Source organism: Janthinobacterium agaricidamnosum, from assembly GCF_003667705.1.
In the GTDB taxonomy this organism is placed as follows: Bacteria; Pseudomonadota; Gammaproteobacteria; order Burkholderiales; family Burkholderiaceae_D; genus Janthinobacterium.
Genome location: NZ_CP033019.1, coordinates 1,230,406 through 1,248,384, shown reverse-complemented (window position 1 = coordinate 1,248,384; position 17,979 = coordinate 1,230,406). Strand labels below are relative to the sequence as shown.

Genomic DNA, 17,979 nt, shown 5'->3' with positions numbered 1-17,979 from the left:
GCCGCTCGCTACGGTTCTGTTAGGCGCTCGAAGTCTTAACAACGCGTTCCAGCAAGGCCTGCGCATTGACCGCCGGCACGGGCGCGGAAAACAGATAGCCCTGCGCATAGCGGCAGCCGTTCGCCTGCAGCAGCGCGAACTGCTCCTCCGTTTCCACGCCCTCGGCCACGGCCGACAATTGCAGGCTGTCGGCCAGCGCGATGATGGCCGACACGATGGCGCGGTCTTCCGCGCTGTGCTCGAGGTCCTTGATGAAGGCGCGGTCGATCTTGACCTTCTTCACGGGGAAGCGCTTCAGGTAGGCCAGGCTGGAATAACCGGTGCCGAAATCGTCGATCGACAGGCGCAGGCCCATGCCGTTGATCTGCCGCAGAATCTCCAGGGTATGCTCGCCGTGCTGCATCAGCGCCGTCTCGGTGATCTCGAATTCCAGCAGCGACGGATCGATCCCCGTTTCCCGCACCACGGCGCCAATCGCCGCCACCAGGCCCTTGTGCATGAACTGGCGCGGCGACAGATTCACGGCCAGCGGCACCGGCTGCAAGCCCTGACGTTGCCAGGCCATGCTTTGCTCGCAGGCCTGGCGCATCACCCACTCGCCCACCGGCACGATCAAGCCGTTTTCTTCCATGATGGGAATGAAGCGGTCGGGCAGCACCAGGCCTTGGCCCGGACGGCGCCAGCGCAGCAGCACTTCCATGCCGTGCAGGCGGCGCGTGGCGATATCGATGACGGGCTGGTAAACCAGCTCGAACTGCTGCAGCGCCAGCGCCGTGCGCAAGCTGCTTTCCAGATCGAAGTGCAGGGCCGCCGCCTGGTTCATCGTCTGCGTGAAGAACTGGTAGTTGTTGCGGCCGTTGCCCTTGGCGTGGTACATGGCCGCATCGGCATGGCGCATCAGGGCGTCGACATCGCCGCCGTCGTCCGGATACAGGCAGATGCCGATCGACGGCGTCACGTGCAGCACGTGGCCGTCGAGCGGAAAGGCGGGCGTGAGCGCCTCGATGATCTTCTCCGCCACGCGCGCCGCTTCCTCGCCGCCGCGGATGCCCGGCACCAGCACGACGAATTCATCGCCGCCCAGGCGCGCCACCGTGTCGCTGGCGCGCACGGCGCCGCACAGCCGCGCGGCCACTTCCTTGAGCAGCAGATCGCCCGTCATGTGGCCCAGCGAATCGTTGATGGTCTTGAAACGATCGAGGTCGATGAACATCACGGCCAGCTTGCGCTCCGAGCGCTGCGAGGCCAGCATGGCCCGTTCCAGCCGGTCCGACAGCAGCGCGCGGTTCGGCAAGCCCGTCAGGTTGTCGTGGTAAGCCATGTGGTGCACCCGCGCCTCGGCCTGGCGCCGCTCGACGATTTCGCCCTGCAGCAGCAGGTTGGCGCCGGCCAGTTCGGCCGTGCGTTCCTGCACGCGCAGTTCCAGTTCATCGCGCGCGCGGCGCACCGCCTCGGCCGCCTCGCGGCGCGCCGTCACGTCGTCGACCAGCCACACGGAACGGCCATGCGCATGCGCCAGGTCGAACGGCCGGCCGGACAGGCGCGCCCAGAAACGGCTGCCATCCTTGCGCACCAGCTGGTATTCCGACATGTGCACCCTGCCCGCATCGAAATCGCGCGCCGTCTCGCCGCGCGCCACCTTCCACGCGGCCACGTCCGGATACAGGGCCCGCACGGACAGGCCGTTGATCTCGCCGGGTCCATAGCCGAACAGCTCTTCCATCTTGCTGTTGGCGCGCAAATTGTAGCCCCCCTCTATCACCGAGATGCCCAGCACGGCGCTGTCGAGGATGGCCTGGTTTTCCAGCAGCGCGTTGCGCAGCGATTCTTCGGCGCGCTTGGCTTCCGTGCGGTCCTCGATGATCCAGATGGTGCCGGCGGCCGGGTCGTCCGGGTTGACGACATAGGCGATCAGCTGCGCCCACAGAGTGCTGCCGTCGCGGCGCATCATCTCCACTTCCGTCTGGAAGGGCTTGCCGACGGACAGGAAGGGAAACGCGGCCGCGCCCAATAAATCGTACGATTGCTGCGACACGTACAGGGCGCGCCCGGGCAAGCCCAGCGCCTCGTCGCCGCTGTAGCCGAACATCGCGGCAAAGCCCAGGTTATAGCGCGTGATCTGGCGGTTTTTGGTGTACAGGATGCTGACCGAGGCATTCGTCATGATGGCCGCCACCTCCATCTGCGCCTGGCGGCTGGCCGTGATGTCTTCGAGGATCCAGATGGCGCCCTGCTCGCTGTGCGCCTGGTCGACGGCCTTGGCGCGGATGCGGCACCAGAACAGGCTGCCATCGCGGCGGCGGAACAGCGATTCGTCCTGCTCGTACGGCAAGCCCTGTCCCAGCAGCGGCGTCGCCTGCACGCCGAATGCCTCGTAGGCGGCCGGCGAGGGAAACAGTTCGGCGGCGGGCATGGCCGTCATCTCCTCCTGCGCGTAGCCGAACATTTCGGCGAAGCGGGGATTGCAGCGCAGGATCAGGCGCGAACGCGAAAACAGGATGCCGACGGAGGCATTATCGAGGATGGCCTGCTGCTTGAGCATCAGCTGGCGCGTCGCCTCCTCGGCCGCCTTTTGCGCGCTGCGGTCATCGAACAGCCAGATCGTGTCGCGCAGCGCGCGGTCGGGCTGGTTTTCCGGGTTCAGCACATAGCCGTAGGCCAGCGCCCAGAAGGTCGAACCGTCGCGGCGGCGCATCTCCATCTCGCCCTGGAACGGCAGGCCGCGCCGCAGCAGGGGCGCAGCCTGCCGCACGACGTTCTCGTAGGCCGCGCGCGACGGATACAGGTCGGCGACGGCCAGGCCCACGCCGCTGTCGCCATCGAAGCCGAAGCATTCGGCGAAGCGCCGGTTGTAGCGCAGCACGCCCTTGTCGCGCTGGAAGCCGATGGCCAGCGGCGCGTTGTCCATCACGGCCTGCATTTCCAGCATGGCACGGCGCAGCTGGTCTTCATCGCGCCGGTGGTCGCTGATATCCTCGATGATCCAGACCGTGCCGTCATGCGTATTCAAGGGATCGACGGCGCGCCCGTGCAGGCGGCTCCAGAACAGGGTGCCGTCCTGGCGCCGCAATTCCAGCTCCGTACGGTACGGCTTGCCCTTCGACAGCAGCGGCGCCGCTTCCAGTCCCAGCGCGCGGCAATGCTCGGCGGAGCGGTACAGCACCGCGCCCGGCATGCCCGTCAGCTGGTGGCGCGCATAGCCGAGCATCTCGGCGGCGCGGATATTGCATTCCTCGATAAAGCCGCCCTTGGAAAAGATGATGCCGACGGCCGCGCTTTCCAGGATGGCCTGCTGTTCCAGCAAGGTCTTGCGCAGGGCTTGCTGGTCGCGCTGCTGCACGCGGATGTCGGCAAACACGAGGGTCGCGCCCGGCAAGCCATCGTCCACCAGCAGCGGCCTCGACCATACCTGCACGGCGATGGCGCCCGCCTCCCCTTGCAGGCTGCTGTCCCACTGTCGCTCGCGCCCGGCCGCGCCGAGCGCGCCGCGCAGCATGCTGGTGCTCGACGCGCGGTAGGCGTCCGTAAAACAGTCGGCCAGCAACCAGCCCGATATATCCCTGCCCAGCAAGGACTGCAAGGCGCCATTCGCGGCCACCACCATGCCGCAGGCATCGCAGGCGCAAGCAGGCAAGGCGATCAGCTGCAAGGCATCGGCGATGAAATCGGGACTGGTCGGTACGCGGTTCATGGACACCATGGTTCGGTTGTTGGCGGTCGAAATGCACCTGGGCAATATATTCATCAGGCATCATAGTGCTGTTAGATCATAAACCAGTTTCCCGGGGTTTTTTCATATTCCTTATTGGCAATATCTGAAACGCCACAGACCACTTGCAACACGCTTGTTGCAACGCCGTTGCACAGCAAAAATATGAAACAAATCGTTTAGAATAAAGCATGCGCCGCCCTCCCCAACCTCCGCTCGACCACCGCGACAAACCCGTCATCTGGACCGTCTCCGTCTCGCGGCTGTTCGACCTGTTCCGCGACATCACGCTCGAATACGACGACCTGGCGACGATCGAGCCGATCAACCTGGGCTTCGACGACGCCGTGCGCCACATCCGCGAACGCATGGCCACGGAGCGCTGCGACGCCGTCATTGCGGCCGGTTCCAACGGCGCCTACCTGAAAGGCCGGCTGTCGGTACCCGTCATCATCGCCAAGGCCAGCGGCTACGACGTGATGCAGGCGCTGGCGCGCGCGCGGCGCATCTCGCCGCAAATCGGCGTCGTCACCTACCAGGATCCGATGCCGGAACTGGGCGAATTTGCCGCCACCTTCGGCTTCCGGATCGCGCAGCGCACCTACGCCACCGAGGAAGACGCGCGCGCGCAGATCAATGAACTGAAGGCCGAGGGCGTCAAAGCCGTCGTCGGCGCGGGCCTCGTCACCGACCTGGCCGAGGAAGCGGGCCTGGCCGCCGTCTTCGTGTATTCGGCCACGGCCATCCGGCGCGCCTTCGACGACGCGCTGGAACTGGCGCGCCTGACCCAGATCGAATCGAACCGGGGACGGCGCGCGGTGGTGGCCGACACCCTGCGCGCGCGCCACGGCCTGCACGATTTGCGCGGCGAATCGGAGGCGATGGAAGCGCTGCGCCAGTCGGTGGTGCTGTATGCGCGGTCGCCGGCGACGGTGCTGATCCAGGGCGAGACGGGCAGCGGCAAGGAACTGGTGGCGCAGGCCATCCACCGCGAAAGCCCGCGCAGCCTGGGCGCGAACCGGCCCTTTATTGCCATCAATTGCGGCGCCATCGCCGAGTCCTTGCTGGAATCGGAACTGTTCGGCCACGAGGACGGGGCGTTCACGGGCGCGCGCCGGGGCGGCCATGCGGGGCTGTTCGAGGCGGCCAACCACGGCACCCTGTTCCTCGACGAAATCGGCGAAATGCCGCTGGCCCTGCAAACGCGCTTGCTGCGCGTGCTGGAAGAGCGCGAAGTGGTGCGCGTGGGCGGCACGCGGCCCATCGCCATCAATGTGCGCATCATCAGCGCCACGCACTGCGACCTGGAGCAGCGCATCCGCGAAGGACGCTTCCGCGCCGACCTGTTCTACCGCCTGGCCGTGCTGCGCCTGCATTTGCCCGCCTTGCGCGAACGCGCCAGCGACATTCCCGGCCTGGCCGAATGGTCGCTGAAAAACGCGCTGGCCGCGCTGGGCGCCCGCCCGCACCCCAACCTGCACGCGGAAATCCAGGCTTGCGCGCCGCTGCTGCGCCGCTACGGCTGGCCCGGCAACGTGCGCGAACTGCGCAACCTGGCCGAGCGCCTGGCCCTGTTCCTGGCAGCCGAACCGCTGCAGGCGCTCACGCCCGCCTTCGTGCTGGGCGTGGCGCCGGAACTGGGCAATGCTGCCGGCACGGCCGCGCCGCAGCCGGCACCGGCCGCCACCGCGCCGCCGCGCCTGGAAGACGAAAGCGCCAGCGCCGTACTGGCGCGCTTCGGCGGGCGCCGCGACGCCGCCGCCCAATACCTCGGCATCAGCCGCACCACGCTGTGGCGCCGCCTGCGCGCCGGCTGATTTTTCGGCCATACAAAAAAACCGTGGACGGCAGGCCTCACCCGCACGATCTATGGCAGCGCGGCACGGGACACGGCGGCGCGGGCGGCACCAGCGGACTGCCTTGCACCAGGACGTGCCGTCCACCGCCGACCTGCGCCATCACGAGCAGTACGGCTATCTGGTGCCACGCGTCAAGACCGCCTGCAGCCTGTAACGGAATTACTTCAGCGCGGGGATCGGCTGCGCCTGGAACGCGGGGCGCGGCTGTTCCTTGAGCTTTTTCGCCAGCATGTCGAGCGCCACATCCAGCTGGCGGTCGGCGCCATTGAAGGTGGCGTGCGGCGGATTTTCCACCTCGACGTCCGGCACCACGCCCACGCCTTCGATCAGCCACTGGCCGTCGATGCCGAACTGGCCGTTTTCCGCCACGCGCGCCATGCCGTTATCGGCCAGGCGCGTATTGTCGCTCAGCCAGACGCCGGCGCCGGCCGTGCGCTTGCCCACCAGCGGCGCCAGTTTCAATGCCTTGATGCCTGCGGCGAAGGTCTCGCCATCGGAATACGTGAGTTCATCGACCAGCACGACCAGATGGCCGCGGAAGGTGTTCTGCATGTTCGACGACGGCTGCACGCCCGGCGGCGCCCAGTAGGCCCAGGCCTTGCGCAGCAGTTTTTCGATGATCCAGCTGTCGATATTGCCGCCGTTATTGCGCCGCACATCGATGATCAGGCCTTCGCGGTTGATGTTGGCGTAAAAATCGCGCGCGAACGAGGCGATGTCGTTGGCGCCCATGGCGCGCAGGTGCAGGTAGCCGATGCGCCCCTGCGAGGCGGCGGCCACCTGCTCGGCGCGGCTCAATTCCCAGTCGCCATAACGCAGCGCCGTCTGTTTCGCCATGTTGACGGGCGTGACGATGACGGCGCGCGGCGCGCCCTTGCCATGACCGCGTTTGACCTGCAGCAGCACCTGCTTGTCGGCCTGGTTCAGCAGCAGGTCGCTGATGTCGCGCACGCCCAGGACGTCCTTGCCGTTGACGGCCGTGATCACGTCGCCCTCCTTCACATCCACTTCGGGCCGCGACAGCGGTGCGCGCGCCGAGGGCAGTTCCGCCTCGCTGCGGTAGACATGCTCGACCCGGTAGCCCTCGCTGGTGCGCGCCAGCACGGCGCCCAGGCCGGCCGGCGCGCCTTCCTGCTCCGTGCGGCGCAATTCGCCGGGACGGATCTGCGAATGCAGGGCGCCCACTTCGGCCACCATCATGCCCAGCACGTCATTGAGCTCGGCCCGGTCCGTGACGCGCTCGACCAGCGGCGCATACTTGTCGCGCGCCGCCTTCCAGTCCACGCCGCGCATCTTCGCGTCGTACAGGAAATCGCGGTGCAAGCGCCAGGCATCGTTGAACATCTGCTTCCATTCCAGGCGCGGGTTCGACACAAACGTCCAGTCGTCGACTTTTACTTTCGCCTTCGACAGGTCGGCCGGCAGCTTGGCGCCCGCCTCGATCACCAGCATCTCGCCCGGGCCGGTGGCTGCCGCGCTGGTTGCTGTCCTGTAGTACAAATGCTTTTTATCTTGCGCCAGGTCGAATTCGCGCACATTGGCCACCAGCAGTTCCGGCTTGGAGCCGGTATTGCCAATCGCTAAGGTCTTCAGGCTGGACTTGTTCTCGCCGCTGTCGCGCTCGAGGAAATACAGGCGCTTGTCATCGATGGCCAGCGCACTGTAATTGCCGGCCGCTAGCGGCACTTCGTACAGGCGCTCGGCCAGTCCCTTGAAGACGACGTCCGGCAGGGCGGCCGGCGTTTTCTTCACGGCCGACTTGCCGCCGGCCTTTTCCAATGCCTTTTCCGCCGCCGATTCGGCCGCCTTTTCATCGTCCGTTTCGGCCGGTTTCACTCCCGGACGGCTCAGTTCATCGTCGGGCTGGAACGGGAAACGGTTGCCCGGCTGCAGCGCCAGCGCATACACGCCGATGCGCTTGTCGAACACGGGGCCCATGTTGCGGTCGCCCCAGGGCGAGCCATTGGCCAGCTGGAAATTGCGCGCCGACATGAAATACAGCCAGCGCCCGTCCGGCGAAAACACGGGCGAAGCGGAGGTATAGCGGTCGCTGGTGACGAACTGCAGCTGCTTCGATGCGAGGTTGTACAAGCCGATCTGCTCGCGCTGCTCGCTGCTGGCCACGCGCACGATGGCCAGGTTGCGGCTGTCGGGCGACCATTGCACTTCGTCGTGCTTGTCCACGCCCGCCTTGCCCGCATCGTCGATCAGCTGATTGCCCCTGGTCGCCAGGTCCAGCAGCCAGAAACGGCCCTTCTTGTCCGTGTGCGCCAGCCAGCGCCCGTCCGGCGACGGATACAGCTTCCAGCGGTGGTTATCGCCCTGCGTCGTCAGCTGCTCGCCCTTGCCCGAGCCATCGGCCGCGTACTTCCAGATTTCGTTTTCTCCGCTCGTGTCGACGATGGCGAACACGGATTTCTCGTCGCTGGAAAAGACGGCATCGCGCGCCCGCGCTCCATCGGGAATGGCGATGTCGACTCTGCGCAGGCTGCCCGTGCCGGCGATGCTGACCTTGCCGCGCGCCGTCAGGATGATGCGCTCGTCCTTGCCCGATAGCTGCACGTTCGAGAGGGTGTCGAGCGGCGAGCGGATCTGGCGCGCGCGCTGCTGGTCGAAGTCGGATATGAGGCTGATCGGCAATGGCGATGAGTCCGCCCCTGCGACCAGGTCCAGCACCCGCAGGTCTGCGCCCAATTGATACACAATCTTGCCGTCGCCCAGCTGCGCGTTGCGCACGTCCCACTGCGTGTGGCTGGTCAAGGCGCGGCGGTCGGAGCCGTCGGGCAGCATGCTCCACAGATTGTCGCTGCCGCCCTCGTCGCTGATGTAATAGATACGGCCCTGCCACCACATGGGGCGCTTGTTGTTGCCCGCCAAGACGCCGGCATCCGTGTGCATGCGCACGGCCTCGCCCTTGCCATCGAGCGCATAGCGCCACAAGGTGGCATGCGCGCCGCCCCGGTAGTTGCGCACATTGTCGTTCGTCATGGCCAGGCCGAAACGCGTGAAGAACAGCGTCTTGCCAGCGTCGTCGAGCACGGCGTCGTTGGCGTCGGCCACGGGAAACACGCGCCGCGTCTGTTTCACGGGATCGATGGCGGCGACGATGCGGCGCGAGGCGGGACCGTCCGTATTCTGCGTGCTGACCAGCACTTCGCCCTGCGCCGTCCAGCCCAGCACCAGCACGCCGCCATTATCAAAGGAAATACGGCGCGGCAAGCCGCCCGCCAGCGGCATCACATATGCTTCCTGCGCCCCTTCATAGGCGGCGGAAAACGCCAGCCACTGGCCGTCGCGCGAGATCGCCGCGTTCGTTTCATAGCCGGGATGCGTGGTCAGCCGCTGGGCCGCGCCACCGCGCACGCTGCTTTTCCACAAATCGCCTTCGGCCGTAAAGACGACGGTATCGCCGCGCACGGCGGGAAAACGGAAATAACTACCGGCGGACGCGGCAGCGGCGGCGTTGCCAAGCAGGCCGGCGGACAACAGGAGCATGGAGAGATTGCGGGAAATTTTCATGTGGCATCCAGATAGCGGTCAGGTGGCATGGACATCATGTCGATACCGGACAGCAATTCTGGCATAACTACGACCAAAGAAAACCTTCTTAAAACCTTCTTTATTGCCCATAAAAACGTAAAAAAACCCGCGCCACTTGCGTGGGCGGGTTTTTCGTTGACGGCGGGAAGTTTATTCCACTTCCACCGTTTCCGGTGCCGCCGTCGGCGCCGCGTCTGGCGGTTCCGGGAATTCCAGCAAGACCTGCTCCTTGTCGTCGAGGTCGACGGTGACCCGTCCACCCGTGACCAGGCGGCCGAACAGCAGTTCGTCGGCCAGCGCCTTGCGGATCATGTCCTGGATCAAACGCGCCATCGGCCGCGCGCCCATCAGCGGATCGAAGCCCTTCTTGCCGAGGAAAGCACGCAGCTTCTCGGTAAATACGGCCTCGACCTTTTTCTCGTGCAACTGCTCTTCCAGTTGCATCAGGAACTTGTCGACCACGCGCAGGATGATGTCTTGGTCCAGCGCGCGGAAACTGATGGTCGCGTCGATACGGTTGCGGAACTCCGGCGTAAACATGCGCTTGATGTCGGCCATCTCGTCGCCTGCCTGCTTCGAATTGGTGAAGCCGATCGACGTCTTTTGCAGGCTTTCCGCGCCCGCATTCGTCGTCATGATGATGATCACGTTGCGGAAATCGGCTTTGCGGCCATTGTTGTCCGTCAAGGTGCCATGGTCCATGACTTGCAGCAGGATATTGAAAATGTCCGGATGGGCTTTTTCAATTTCATCGAGCAGCAAGACCGCATGCGGCTTCTTGGTGATCGCTTCCGTCAGCAAGCCGCCCTGGTCGAAACCGACATAGCCCGGCGGCGCGCCGATCAGGCGGCTGACGGCGTGGCGCTCCATGTATTCGGACATGTCGAAACGGATCAGCTCGATACCGAGGATGAAGGCCAGCTGTTTCGCCACCTCGGTCTTGCCGACGCCGGTCGGACCGGAGAACAGGAAGGAGCCGATCGGCTTGTCCGTCTTGCCCAGGCCGGCACGGGCCATCTTGATGGCCGAGGCCAGCGCATCGATGGCGGGATCTTGCCCAAACACGACATTGCGCAAGTCGCGGTCGATCGTCTGCAGCTTGCTGCGGTCGTCCTGGTTGACCGTTTGCGGCGGAATGCGGGCGATCTTGGCGATGATGTCCTCGATCTCGGCCTTGCCGATGGTTTTCTTTTGCTTCGACTTCGGCAGGATGCGCTGCGCCGCGCCCGCTTCATCGATGACGTCGATCGCCTTGTCGGGCAGATGGCGGTCGTTGATGAAGCGCGCCGCCAGTTCGGCCGCCGTCGACAGGGCCGAAGCCGAGTATTTCACGCCATGGTGCTCTTCGAAGCGCGATTTGAGGCCGCGCAAGATCTGCACGGTTTGCTCGACGGTCGGCTCGTTGACGTCCACTTTCTGGAAGCGGCGGGAGAGCGCATGGTCCTTCTCGAACACGCCGCGGAATTCCGTGTACGTGGTCGCGCCGATGCACTTCAATTGACCGTTGGCCAGTGCCGGTTTCAGCAGGTTGGACGCATCAAGGGTACCGCCCGACGCCGAGCCCGCACCGATGATGGTGTGGATCTCGTCGATGAACAGGATGCCGTTCGGATTGTCCTTCAACTGTTTCAGCACGGCTTTCAGGCGCTGTTCGAAGTCGCCGCGGTATTTGGTACCGGCCAGCAAGGCGCCCATGTCCAGCGAATACACGACGGCATTCTGCAGGATTTCCGGCACATCGCTTTGCGTGATGCGGTAAGCGAGGCCTTCGGCGATGGCCGTCTTGCCCACGCCCGCCTCGCCGACCAGCAGCGGATTGTTCTTGCGGCGGCGGCACAGGATCTGGATCACGCGGTCGACTTCTTCCTCGCGCCCGATCAGCGGGTCGATCTTGCCTTCGGCAGCGGCCTTGTTCAGGTTTTGCGTGAACTGGTCGAGCGGGCTTTCCTTCGGCTGGCCGTCGACGGGCGCTTCTTCCACGCCTTCGGAGGCTTTCGCGCTTTCCGTCGACTGGTCCTTGCGCACGCCGTGCGAGATGAAATTGACCACGTCCAGGCGTGTCACGCCCTGCTGGTGCAGGTAGTAGACCGCATGCGAATCCTTTTCGCCGAAGATGGCCACCAGCACATTGGCGCCCGTGACTTCCTTCTTGCCGTTCGAGGCGGACTGCACGTGCATGATGGCGCGCTGAATCACGCGCTGGAAACCAAGCGTCGGCTGGGTGTCGACTTCGCCCGTGCCAGGCACGGTCGGCGTGTTATCGCCGATGAAATTGGTGAGGGTCTTGCGCAGGTCTTCTATATTGACCGCGCAGGCACGCAATACCTCGGCAGCGGAGGGATTGTCCAGCAGTGCCAGCAGTAAATGCTCAACCGTGATGAATTCGTGCCGTGCCTGCCGAGCTTCGACAAACGCCATGTGCAAACTTACTTCTAATTCCTGCGCAATCATACTTCCTCCATCACGCACTGCAGGGGGTGCCCCGCCTTGCGCGCATGCGTTAAAACGAACTCCACTTTGGTACACGCTATATCTTTAGAGAACACGCCGCACACTCCTTTGCCGTAGCGATGAACACTGAGCATGATTTGCGTCGCCGTTTCACGGTCCTTGTTGAAATACTCCTGAATGATGGCCACCACAAATTCCATCGGGGTGTAGTCGTCATTGAGCAAGGCTACCTGATAGAGCGGCGGCGGCTTCAGCACTTGCCGCTCCAGCAGGGTTTCTGAGTCGTGCTTGGTTGCCATACGCTTATTCTAATGCTTTCACAGTGGTTGTCATGCGCAATATCTACGCCTTTCCAATTGTTTTCAATCTTACGCGTTTTCTTAATAGTGCGCAGATGGCGACCTTGCTGTCAAAATCAAGAGTTGCTTTTTTGGTCGTCGTGAAGAATTTGTCAATATCGATGGAAAAGCGCTTGACTTCATTATTTATTCCGCCAACAATGCTGTATCGACTGTTGCAGTAATGTACAGCTTGATAAGAAGTGAGACGTCGAGGAGGGGGCAAGAAGCTTCTTGCTTTTATGGCTCGTGTGATTTGTTTTAATTTTGAAAGTTCTTTTTATGGCAACAGGTACAGTTAAGTGGTTCAATGATTCCAAAGGTTTTGGCTTCATCACTCCAGATGATGGCGGCGAAGATTTGTTTGCTCATTTCTCCGCAATCAACATGAACGGTTTCAAGACCCTCAAAGAAGGTCAAAAAGTTCAATTCGAAGTCACGCAAGGCCCTAAAGGCAAGCAAGCTTCCAACATCCAAGCAGCCTAAGCATCGCCGGCCCTCAGATGTGAAAAGCCCCGTTGTCAAACGGGGTTTTTTTTCGTCCGCAGGGTGCCCAGCACCCTGCCCCCGCTTATTACATGTGCTCGATCATCACGTCGCCGAAACCGGAACACGACACTTGCGTCGCGCCTTCCATCAGGCGGGCGAAATCGTAGGTGACGCGCTTCGAGGCGATCGACTTTTGCATCGAAGAAATGATCAGGTCGGCCGCTTCCAGCCAGCCCATGTGGCGCAGCATCATTTCCGCCGACAAAATCAAGGAACCGGGGTTCACGTAATCCTTGCCCGCGTACTTCGGCGCCGTGCCGTGCGTCGCCTCGAACATGGCGACGGAATCGGACAGGTTGGCGCCCGGCGCGATGCCGATGCCGCCCACTTGCGCCGCCAGCGCGTCGGAAATGTAATCGCCGTTCAGATTCAGGGTCGCGATGACGCTGTATTCGGCCGGACGCAGCAAAATCTGTTGCAGGAACGCGTCAGCGATCGAATCCTTGACGATGATGTCGCGGCCCGTCTTCGGATTCTTGAACTTGCACCATGGGCCGCCATCGATCAGCTCGGCGCCGAATTCCTTTTGCGCCAGCGCATACGCCCAGTCGCGGAAACCGCCTTCCGTGTATTTCATGATGTTGCCTTTGTGCACGATCGTCACGGAAGGCTTGTCATTGTCGATCGCGTACTGGATGGCCTTGCGCACGAGGCGCTCCGTGCCTTCGATGGACACGGGCTTGATGCCCAGGCCCGACGTGGCCGGGAAGCGGATTTTCGTCACGCCCATTTCATGGACGAGGAAATCCATCAGTTTCTTCGCTTCGGGCGAGCCCTGCTGGTACTCGATGCCGGCGTAGATATCTTCCGAGTTTTCGCGGAAAATCACCATGTCCGTCTTTTCCGGCTCTTTCACGGGCGACGGCACGCCTGTGAAGTAGCGCACGGGACGCAGGCAGACGTACAGGTCGAGCTGCTGGCGCAGGGCAACGTTCAGCGAGCGGATGCCGCCGCCGACGGGCGTCGTCAGCGGGCCCTTGATGGAGACCACGTAATCTTTCAGCACTTGCAAGGTTTCTTCCGGCAGCCACACATCGGGGCCGTACACATTCGTCGATTTCTCGCCCGCGTAGATTTCCATCCAGCTGATCTTGCGCGCGCCGCCGTAGGCCTTGGCCACGGCAGCGTCGATCACCTTGATCATGACCGGGCTGATATCGATGCCCGTGCCATCGCCTTCAATGAAGGGAACGATGGGATTATCTGGTACATTCAGCGAAAAATCGGCGTTGACGGTGATTTTTTGGCCGTCAGCAGGTACAGTGATATGTTGGTACATCGTGATCTCCGAAGTGGGACACACCGCTGGCGGGTAACACTGGCCGGCGACGCGCTCTGCGGTTGCAGAGTTTACAAAAACAAGTCCGAACAGGGCGGCAATAACGCACTTTAGCAGGGAAAGAACAGCCGGGCCATCTGCGGCGCCAAAGAACTTCGTTGCCATATCGCCCATGTCTTCTATAAGACATAAGACTAACGTTTCACATTATGCACCAGTATCTTACAGGGCGCCACGCTTTTGCGGCGCCGACCAGCAGCCACCCTCGTTTGCATCAATTTATCCAGCATGCCACTCATTCTCTTCAATAAACCATTCCAGGTCCTGTGCCAGTTTTCGCCGCAGGAAGGCCGCGCCACCCTGGCCGACCACCTCACCATTCCCGGCATCTATCCGGCCGGCCGGCTCGACGCCGACAGCGAAGGCTTGCTGCTGCTGACGGACGACGGCCGCCTGCAGCACGAGATCAGCCACCCGGACCGCAAGGAAGCGAAAACCTATCTGGTGCAGGTCGATGGCGTGCCCGACGCGGCCAGCCTGGCGCGCCTGCAGGCGCCGCTGGACCTGGGCGACTTCATCACCAAGCCGTGCAAGGCCGTGCGCATCGCCGAGCCCGACTGGCTGTGGCCGCGCAACCCGCCGATCCGCGCGCGCGCCGACAAGCCCACCTCCTGGCTGGCGATCACTTTAAAAGAAGGAAAAAACCGGCAAGTGCGGCGCATGACGGCGGCCGTCGGCCTGCCCACCCTGCGCCTGGTGCGCAGCGCCATCGGCCCGTTTTCTCTGGCCAGCCACCCATTGATGCCCGGAGAATGGTGCGAAGTGCCGGCCGAGAACATTGGGAAAACGTGAACGGCACAAGAAAAACGGTTTTCCTTGCTGAAATTTTGCCAATAAGCACTATTTATTTTTAGATAATGCATTAAAATCATCTGACCTTCACATGACGGAAAGGAAAGATGATGACAAAAGTAATATTCACGCTGGCCGCCTCCCTGCTTGCCGGCGCCGCACTGGCCCAGTCGGGCGCCCAGGTGCACGCTTCCGCCGCGACCGATGCCGTCAAGCCGCCACCCGCATCGGCAGCCAGCCAGGCTTCGGCCGCCACCGATGCCAGCAAGCCCGTGCCGCCGGCGTCGGCTTCCGTCAACGCCTCCGCCGCGACGGACGCGTCGCGCCTGATTCCCCAGGCGCGCAAGACGAAGCAGCCGGCCGCTGAAACAGGCAAGCCGGTGAAATAAAGGTCATTCCCGGGGTGACGGCAACGACTATGTTGCTGTCACCCCACGCTTTGGGCGCGACCAGACCGCATGCTTGACCAGGCGGCCGCCAGCATGGCTTAATCGCCGCTTCGCAGCCACCCATCCCGTCCCATGAAAAATCCCCTTCGCCGTCTCTGCCTGTCCATCGCCCTGCTGTCTTGCGCCAGCATGGTCCAGGCGCAAACAAAAAGCGTGCAGCTGTCGGCCGGCATGCATTTGATCCAGGCGGAAGTGGCGGCGACAGAAGAGCAACGCGAACAGGGGTTGATGTACCGTGAAAAAATGCCGGCGAATGCGGGCATACTGTTTGTCTTTGGCAATCCTTCGACGCAATGCATGTGGATGAAAAACACGCCGCTGCCCCTGTCGGTGGCCTTTCTCGATGCCAGCGGCAAGATCGTCAACATCGAAGACATGCAGCCGCATACACTCGACAGCCATTGCTCCACGAAGACCGTGCCCGTGCGCTATGCGCTGGAAATGCACCTGGGCTGGTTCAAGCAAAAGAACATCAAGCCGGGCATGAGCATCGGCAACTTGCCAGCGCTGCGCTAGCCCGTGGCGGCCGGCAGCAAGGCGCTGCCGGAAAACGACTGCCGCGGATGGCCGAAAAAGCATGCGCGCACGCGAAAAAACCCGCCAGAACGAATCTGCGGGTTTTTGCTTTTCAACCAGTGCCAGCGTACCGGCACAGGCAAGGTCACCGTGGTGGCTTGCCTGCTGGCGAATATTAAGCGGACAGTGCTTTCAAAGCAGCTGCCAGACGGCTCTTATGGCGAGCTGCCTTGTTTTTGTGGATGATCTTCTTGTCAGCGATACGGTCGATGGTCGACACGGATGCCTGGAAGATTGCAGCAGCAGCTGCCTTGTCGCCGCCCTGGATCGCTTTGCGAGCAGCTTTGATAGCCGTGCGCAAGGTCGAACGTTGGGACGAATTGTGTGCGTTTTGCTTAACTGCTTGACGAGCGCGTTTGCGCGCTTGTGCGGTATTTGCCATGGAATTTCCTAAAACAGGGTCAAAGTGCGTTTGCAAACATTAGTGTTTGCCAACCGGTGCGTTCTGTGCGTCTGCCGAACCATGTGTGCCAAACCAGTGCCTGTCAAACATTAGTGTCTGCGTAACAGAATTCTGTACAGCCTTCGATTATAGCGATATTTTCAAGCGGGGGCAAATCAAAAAACCGTGTATCACGCCAAAAACACCTGAAAATGGGGCTGGCAAGGGCGAATGCGCAGCGAATCGGCAGCGTTTGTTACCATATTTTAAGCGTTTAACGGTACCGCGCCCGGCTATAATCTGCCCCCATGAACTTGCTTAAAACCCTCGCCGCCATTTCCAGCATGACCATGCTGTCCCGTGTAACCGGATTATTGCGCGAAAGCCTGTTCGCGCGCGCCTTTGGCGCCGGCGCCTACACGGACGCTTTCATTGTTGCCTTCCGCATCCCCAACCTGTTGCGCCGATTGTTTGCCGAGGGGGCGTTCTCGCAAGCCTTCGTGCCGATCTTGTCTGAATACAAGAACCAGCACGGCCAGGAAGCGAGCAAGCAATTGGCCGACCATGTGGCCACGACCCTCGTCTGGGCCACCCTGCTCGTGTCCGCCATCGGCATCGTCGGCGCGCCGTGGTTCGTCTACGTGATCGCCACGGGCCTGTCCAAGGACCCGGGCGCTTTTGACGCGGCCGTGTGGATGACGCGGCTGATGTTCCCTTATATTACCTGCATGTCGTTCGTGGCCCTGGCCGGCGGCATCTTGAATACCTGGCGCGAATTCAAGATTCCCGCGTTCACGCCAGTGCTGCTGAACCTGTCCTTCATCGCCGCCTCGCTGTTCCTCGCGCCATACTTGAAACAGCCGATCTACGCCATGGCCATCGCCGTGTTTGCCGGCGGCCTGCTGCAGGTGGCCATCCAGATTCCCGCGCTGATCAAGATCGGCATGCTGCCGCGGCTGTCGATCAATCCCGCCATCGGCCTGTCCGACGGCGGCGTGCGCCGCGTGCTGAAAAAGATGGGCCCGGCCGTGTTCGCCGTGTCTGCGGCGCAGATCAGCCTGATGATCAACACGAGCATCGCCTCGCGCCTGGCCGAAGGCAGTATTTCCTGGCTGTCGTATGCGGACCGCCTGATGGAGTTCCCGACCGCCATGCTGGGCGTGGCCCTGGGCACCATCTTGCTGCCCAGCCTGTCGAAAGCGAACGTGGACGGCGACAAGACGGAATACTCGGCCTTGCTGGACTGGGGCTTGCGCTTGACTTTCCTGCTGGCCCTGCCCGCCGCCGTCGGCATGGCGACCCTGGCCACGCCGCTGATCGCCACCCTCTTCCACTACGGCAAGTTCACGGCCGAATCCGTCATCATGTCGACGCAGCCGCTGGTGGCCTACAGCCTGGGCCTGATCGGCATCATCCTCGTCAAAACCCTGGCGCCCGCCTTCTATGCGCGCCAGGACATCCGCACGCCCGTGAAAATCGCCATCGGCGTGCTGATCGCCACGCAGCTGATGAATCTGCTGTTCGTGCCCTACATCGCCGTGGCCGGCCTGGCCCTGTCGATCGGCCTGGGCGCCTGCCTGAATGCCAGTTTCCTGTACTGGGGCTTGCGCAAGCGCGGCATCTACCAGCCGAAACCGGGCTGGGCCAAATTCTTCGCGCGCCTGCTGCCGGCACTCATCGTGATGGGCGGCGTGGCGTATGCTGGCGCCATGCGCATCGACTGGATCGCCATGCAAGCCCATCCGCTGCTGCGGGCCGGTGCGCTGGCCCTGGTGGTGGCCCTGTGCGGCGTGGCGTACTTTGCCACCTTGTTCCTCGTTGGCTTCCGCTTCCGCGACTTCAAGCGCCACGCGTGACAAGCTGCGCAGGACGTTGTTGCCGGCGTCTCGCCGTACTAGCGTACTGCCTTCGACTTGGCGCCTGGGCCTGCGCAGCTTTTCCAGATTGCGCAGGACGTTGTTGCCGGCGGACTGCCTTGCACAAATGATCCAGACG

At 62.8% G+C, this 17,979-nt stretch carries 12 protein-coding genes; 6 read left to right on the top strand and 6 right to left on the bottom strand.

All coding sequences use genetic code 11. From position 1 onward, the window contains the following. Positions 1 to 19: 19 nt before the first annotated feature. Positions 20 to 3,691: a sensor domain-containing protein gene (locus D9M09_RS05655; RefSeq protein ID WP_121670980.1), complete on the bottom strand. Its 3,672-nt coding sequence runs from the start codon at positions 3,689 to 3,691 to the stop codon at positions 20 to 22. A gap of 209 nt (positions 3,692 to 3,900) precedes the next feature. Here D9M09_RS05655 and prpR point away from each other — a divergent pair, with 209 nt between their 5' ends. Next, entirely contained in the window at positions 3,901 to 5,526 is a 1,626-nt protein-coding gene (prpR, locus tag D9M09_RS05650) for a propionate catabolism operon regulatory protein PrpR (protein WP_121668787.1), read from the top strand. Between the two features lie 201 nt (positions 5,527 to 5,727). Here the strand turns inward: prpR and D9M09_RS05645 are convergent, their stop codons facing one another. The 3 genes from D9M09_RS05645 to clpS form a co-directional block, all read right to left on the bottom strand. Next, on the bottom strand, positions 5,728 to 9,087 hold the full coding sequence (locus D9M09_RS05645) for a S41 family peptidase (protein ID WP_070312117.1): 3,360 nt from the start codon (positions 9,085 to 9,087) through the stop codon (positions 5,728 to 5,730). Between the two features lie 171 nt (positions 9,088 to 9,258). Beyond that, positions 9,259 to 11,559, bottom strand: a complete 2,301-nt coding sequence (gene clpA / locus D9M09_RS05640) for an ATP-dependent Clp protease ATP-binding subunit ClpA (protein WP_070312116.1) — start codon at positions 11,557 to 11,559, stop codon at positions 9,259 to 9,261. Beyond that, a complete protein-coding gene (gene clpS, locus D9M09_RS05635) occupies positions 11,556 to 11,858 on the bottom strand; it encodes an ATP-dependent Clp protease adapter ClpS (RefSeq protein ID WP_070221390.1) in 303 nt (100 codons plus the stop codon). The genes clpA and clpS overlap by 4 nt, the downstream gene beginning before the upstream one ends. Before the next feature lie 321 nt (positions 11,859 to 12,179). Here clpS and cspE point away from each other — a divergent pair, with 321 nt between their 5' ends. Beyond that, positions 12,180 to 12,383 carry a transcription antiterminator/RNA stability regulator CspE gene (gene cspE / locus D9M09_RS05630; protein ID WP_010395943.1) on the top strand — a complete coding sequence of 68 codons (204 nt, stop codon included), beginning with the start codon at positions 12,180 to 12,182 and terminating at the stop codon, positions 12,381 to 12,383. Between the two features lie 88 nt (positions 12,384 to 12,471). Here cspE and icd read toward each other — a convergent pair whose 3' ends face one another. Next, positions 12,472 to 13,725 (bottom strand): NADP-dependent isocitrate dehydrogenase, encoded by a 1,254-nt coding sequence (gene icd / locus D9M09_RS05625; protein ID WP_121668786.1) that lies wholly within the window; start codon positions 13,723 to 13,725, stop codon positions 12,472 to 12,474. Between the two features lie 288 nt (positions 13,726 to 14,013). Between icd and D9M09_RS05620 the strand changes: the two genes are divergently transcribed. The 3 genes from D9M09_RS05620 to D9M09_RS05610 all read left to right on the top strand — a co-directional run bounded on the left by D9M09_RS05620 (position 14,014) and on the right by D9M09_RS05610 (position 15,542). Further along, entirely contained in the window at positions 14,014 to 14,577 is a 564-nt protein-coding gene (locus D9M09_RS05620; RefSeq protein ID WP_070312115.1) for a pseudouridine synthase, read from the top strand. 107 nt (positions 14,578 to 14,684) lie between these two features. Continuing rightward, entirely contained in the window at positions 14,685 to 14,966 is a 282-nt protein-coding gene (locus D9M09_RS05615; protein WP_139143060.1) for a hypothetical protein, read from the top strand. Between the two features lie 132 nt (positions 14,967 to 15,098). Further along, positions 15,099 to 15,542: a DUF192 domain-containing protein gene (locus D9M09_RS05610; RefSeq protein WP_121668785.1), complete on the top strand. Its 444-nt coding sequence runs from the start codon at positions 15,099 to 15,101 to the stop codon at positions 15,540 to 15,542. A 175-nt stretch (positions 15,543 to 15,717) separates the two neighbouring features. Here the strand turns inward: D9M09_RS05610 and rpsT are convergent, their stop codons facing one another. Beyond that, positions 15,718 to 15,984: a 30S ribosomal protein S20 gene (gene rpsT / locus D9M09_RS05605; protein ID WP_010395935.1), complete on the bottom strand. Its 267-nt coding sequence runs from the start codon at positions 15,982 to 15,984 to the stop codon at positions 15,718 to 15,720. Positions 15,985 to 16,292: 308 nt separating this feature from the next. Here rpsT and murJ point away from each other — a divergent pair, with 308 nt between their 5' ends. Next, positions 16,293 to 17,840, top strand: coding sequence for a murein biosynthesis integral membrane protein MurJ (gene murJ, locus D9M09_RS05600; RefSeq protein ID WP_070312114.1), 1,548 nt, complete (start codon positions 16,293 to 16,295; stop codon positions 17,838 to 17,840). Positions 17,841 to 17,979: the final 139 nt, after the last annotated feature.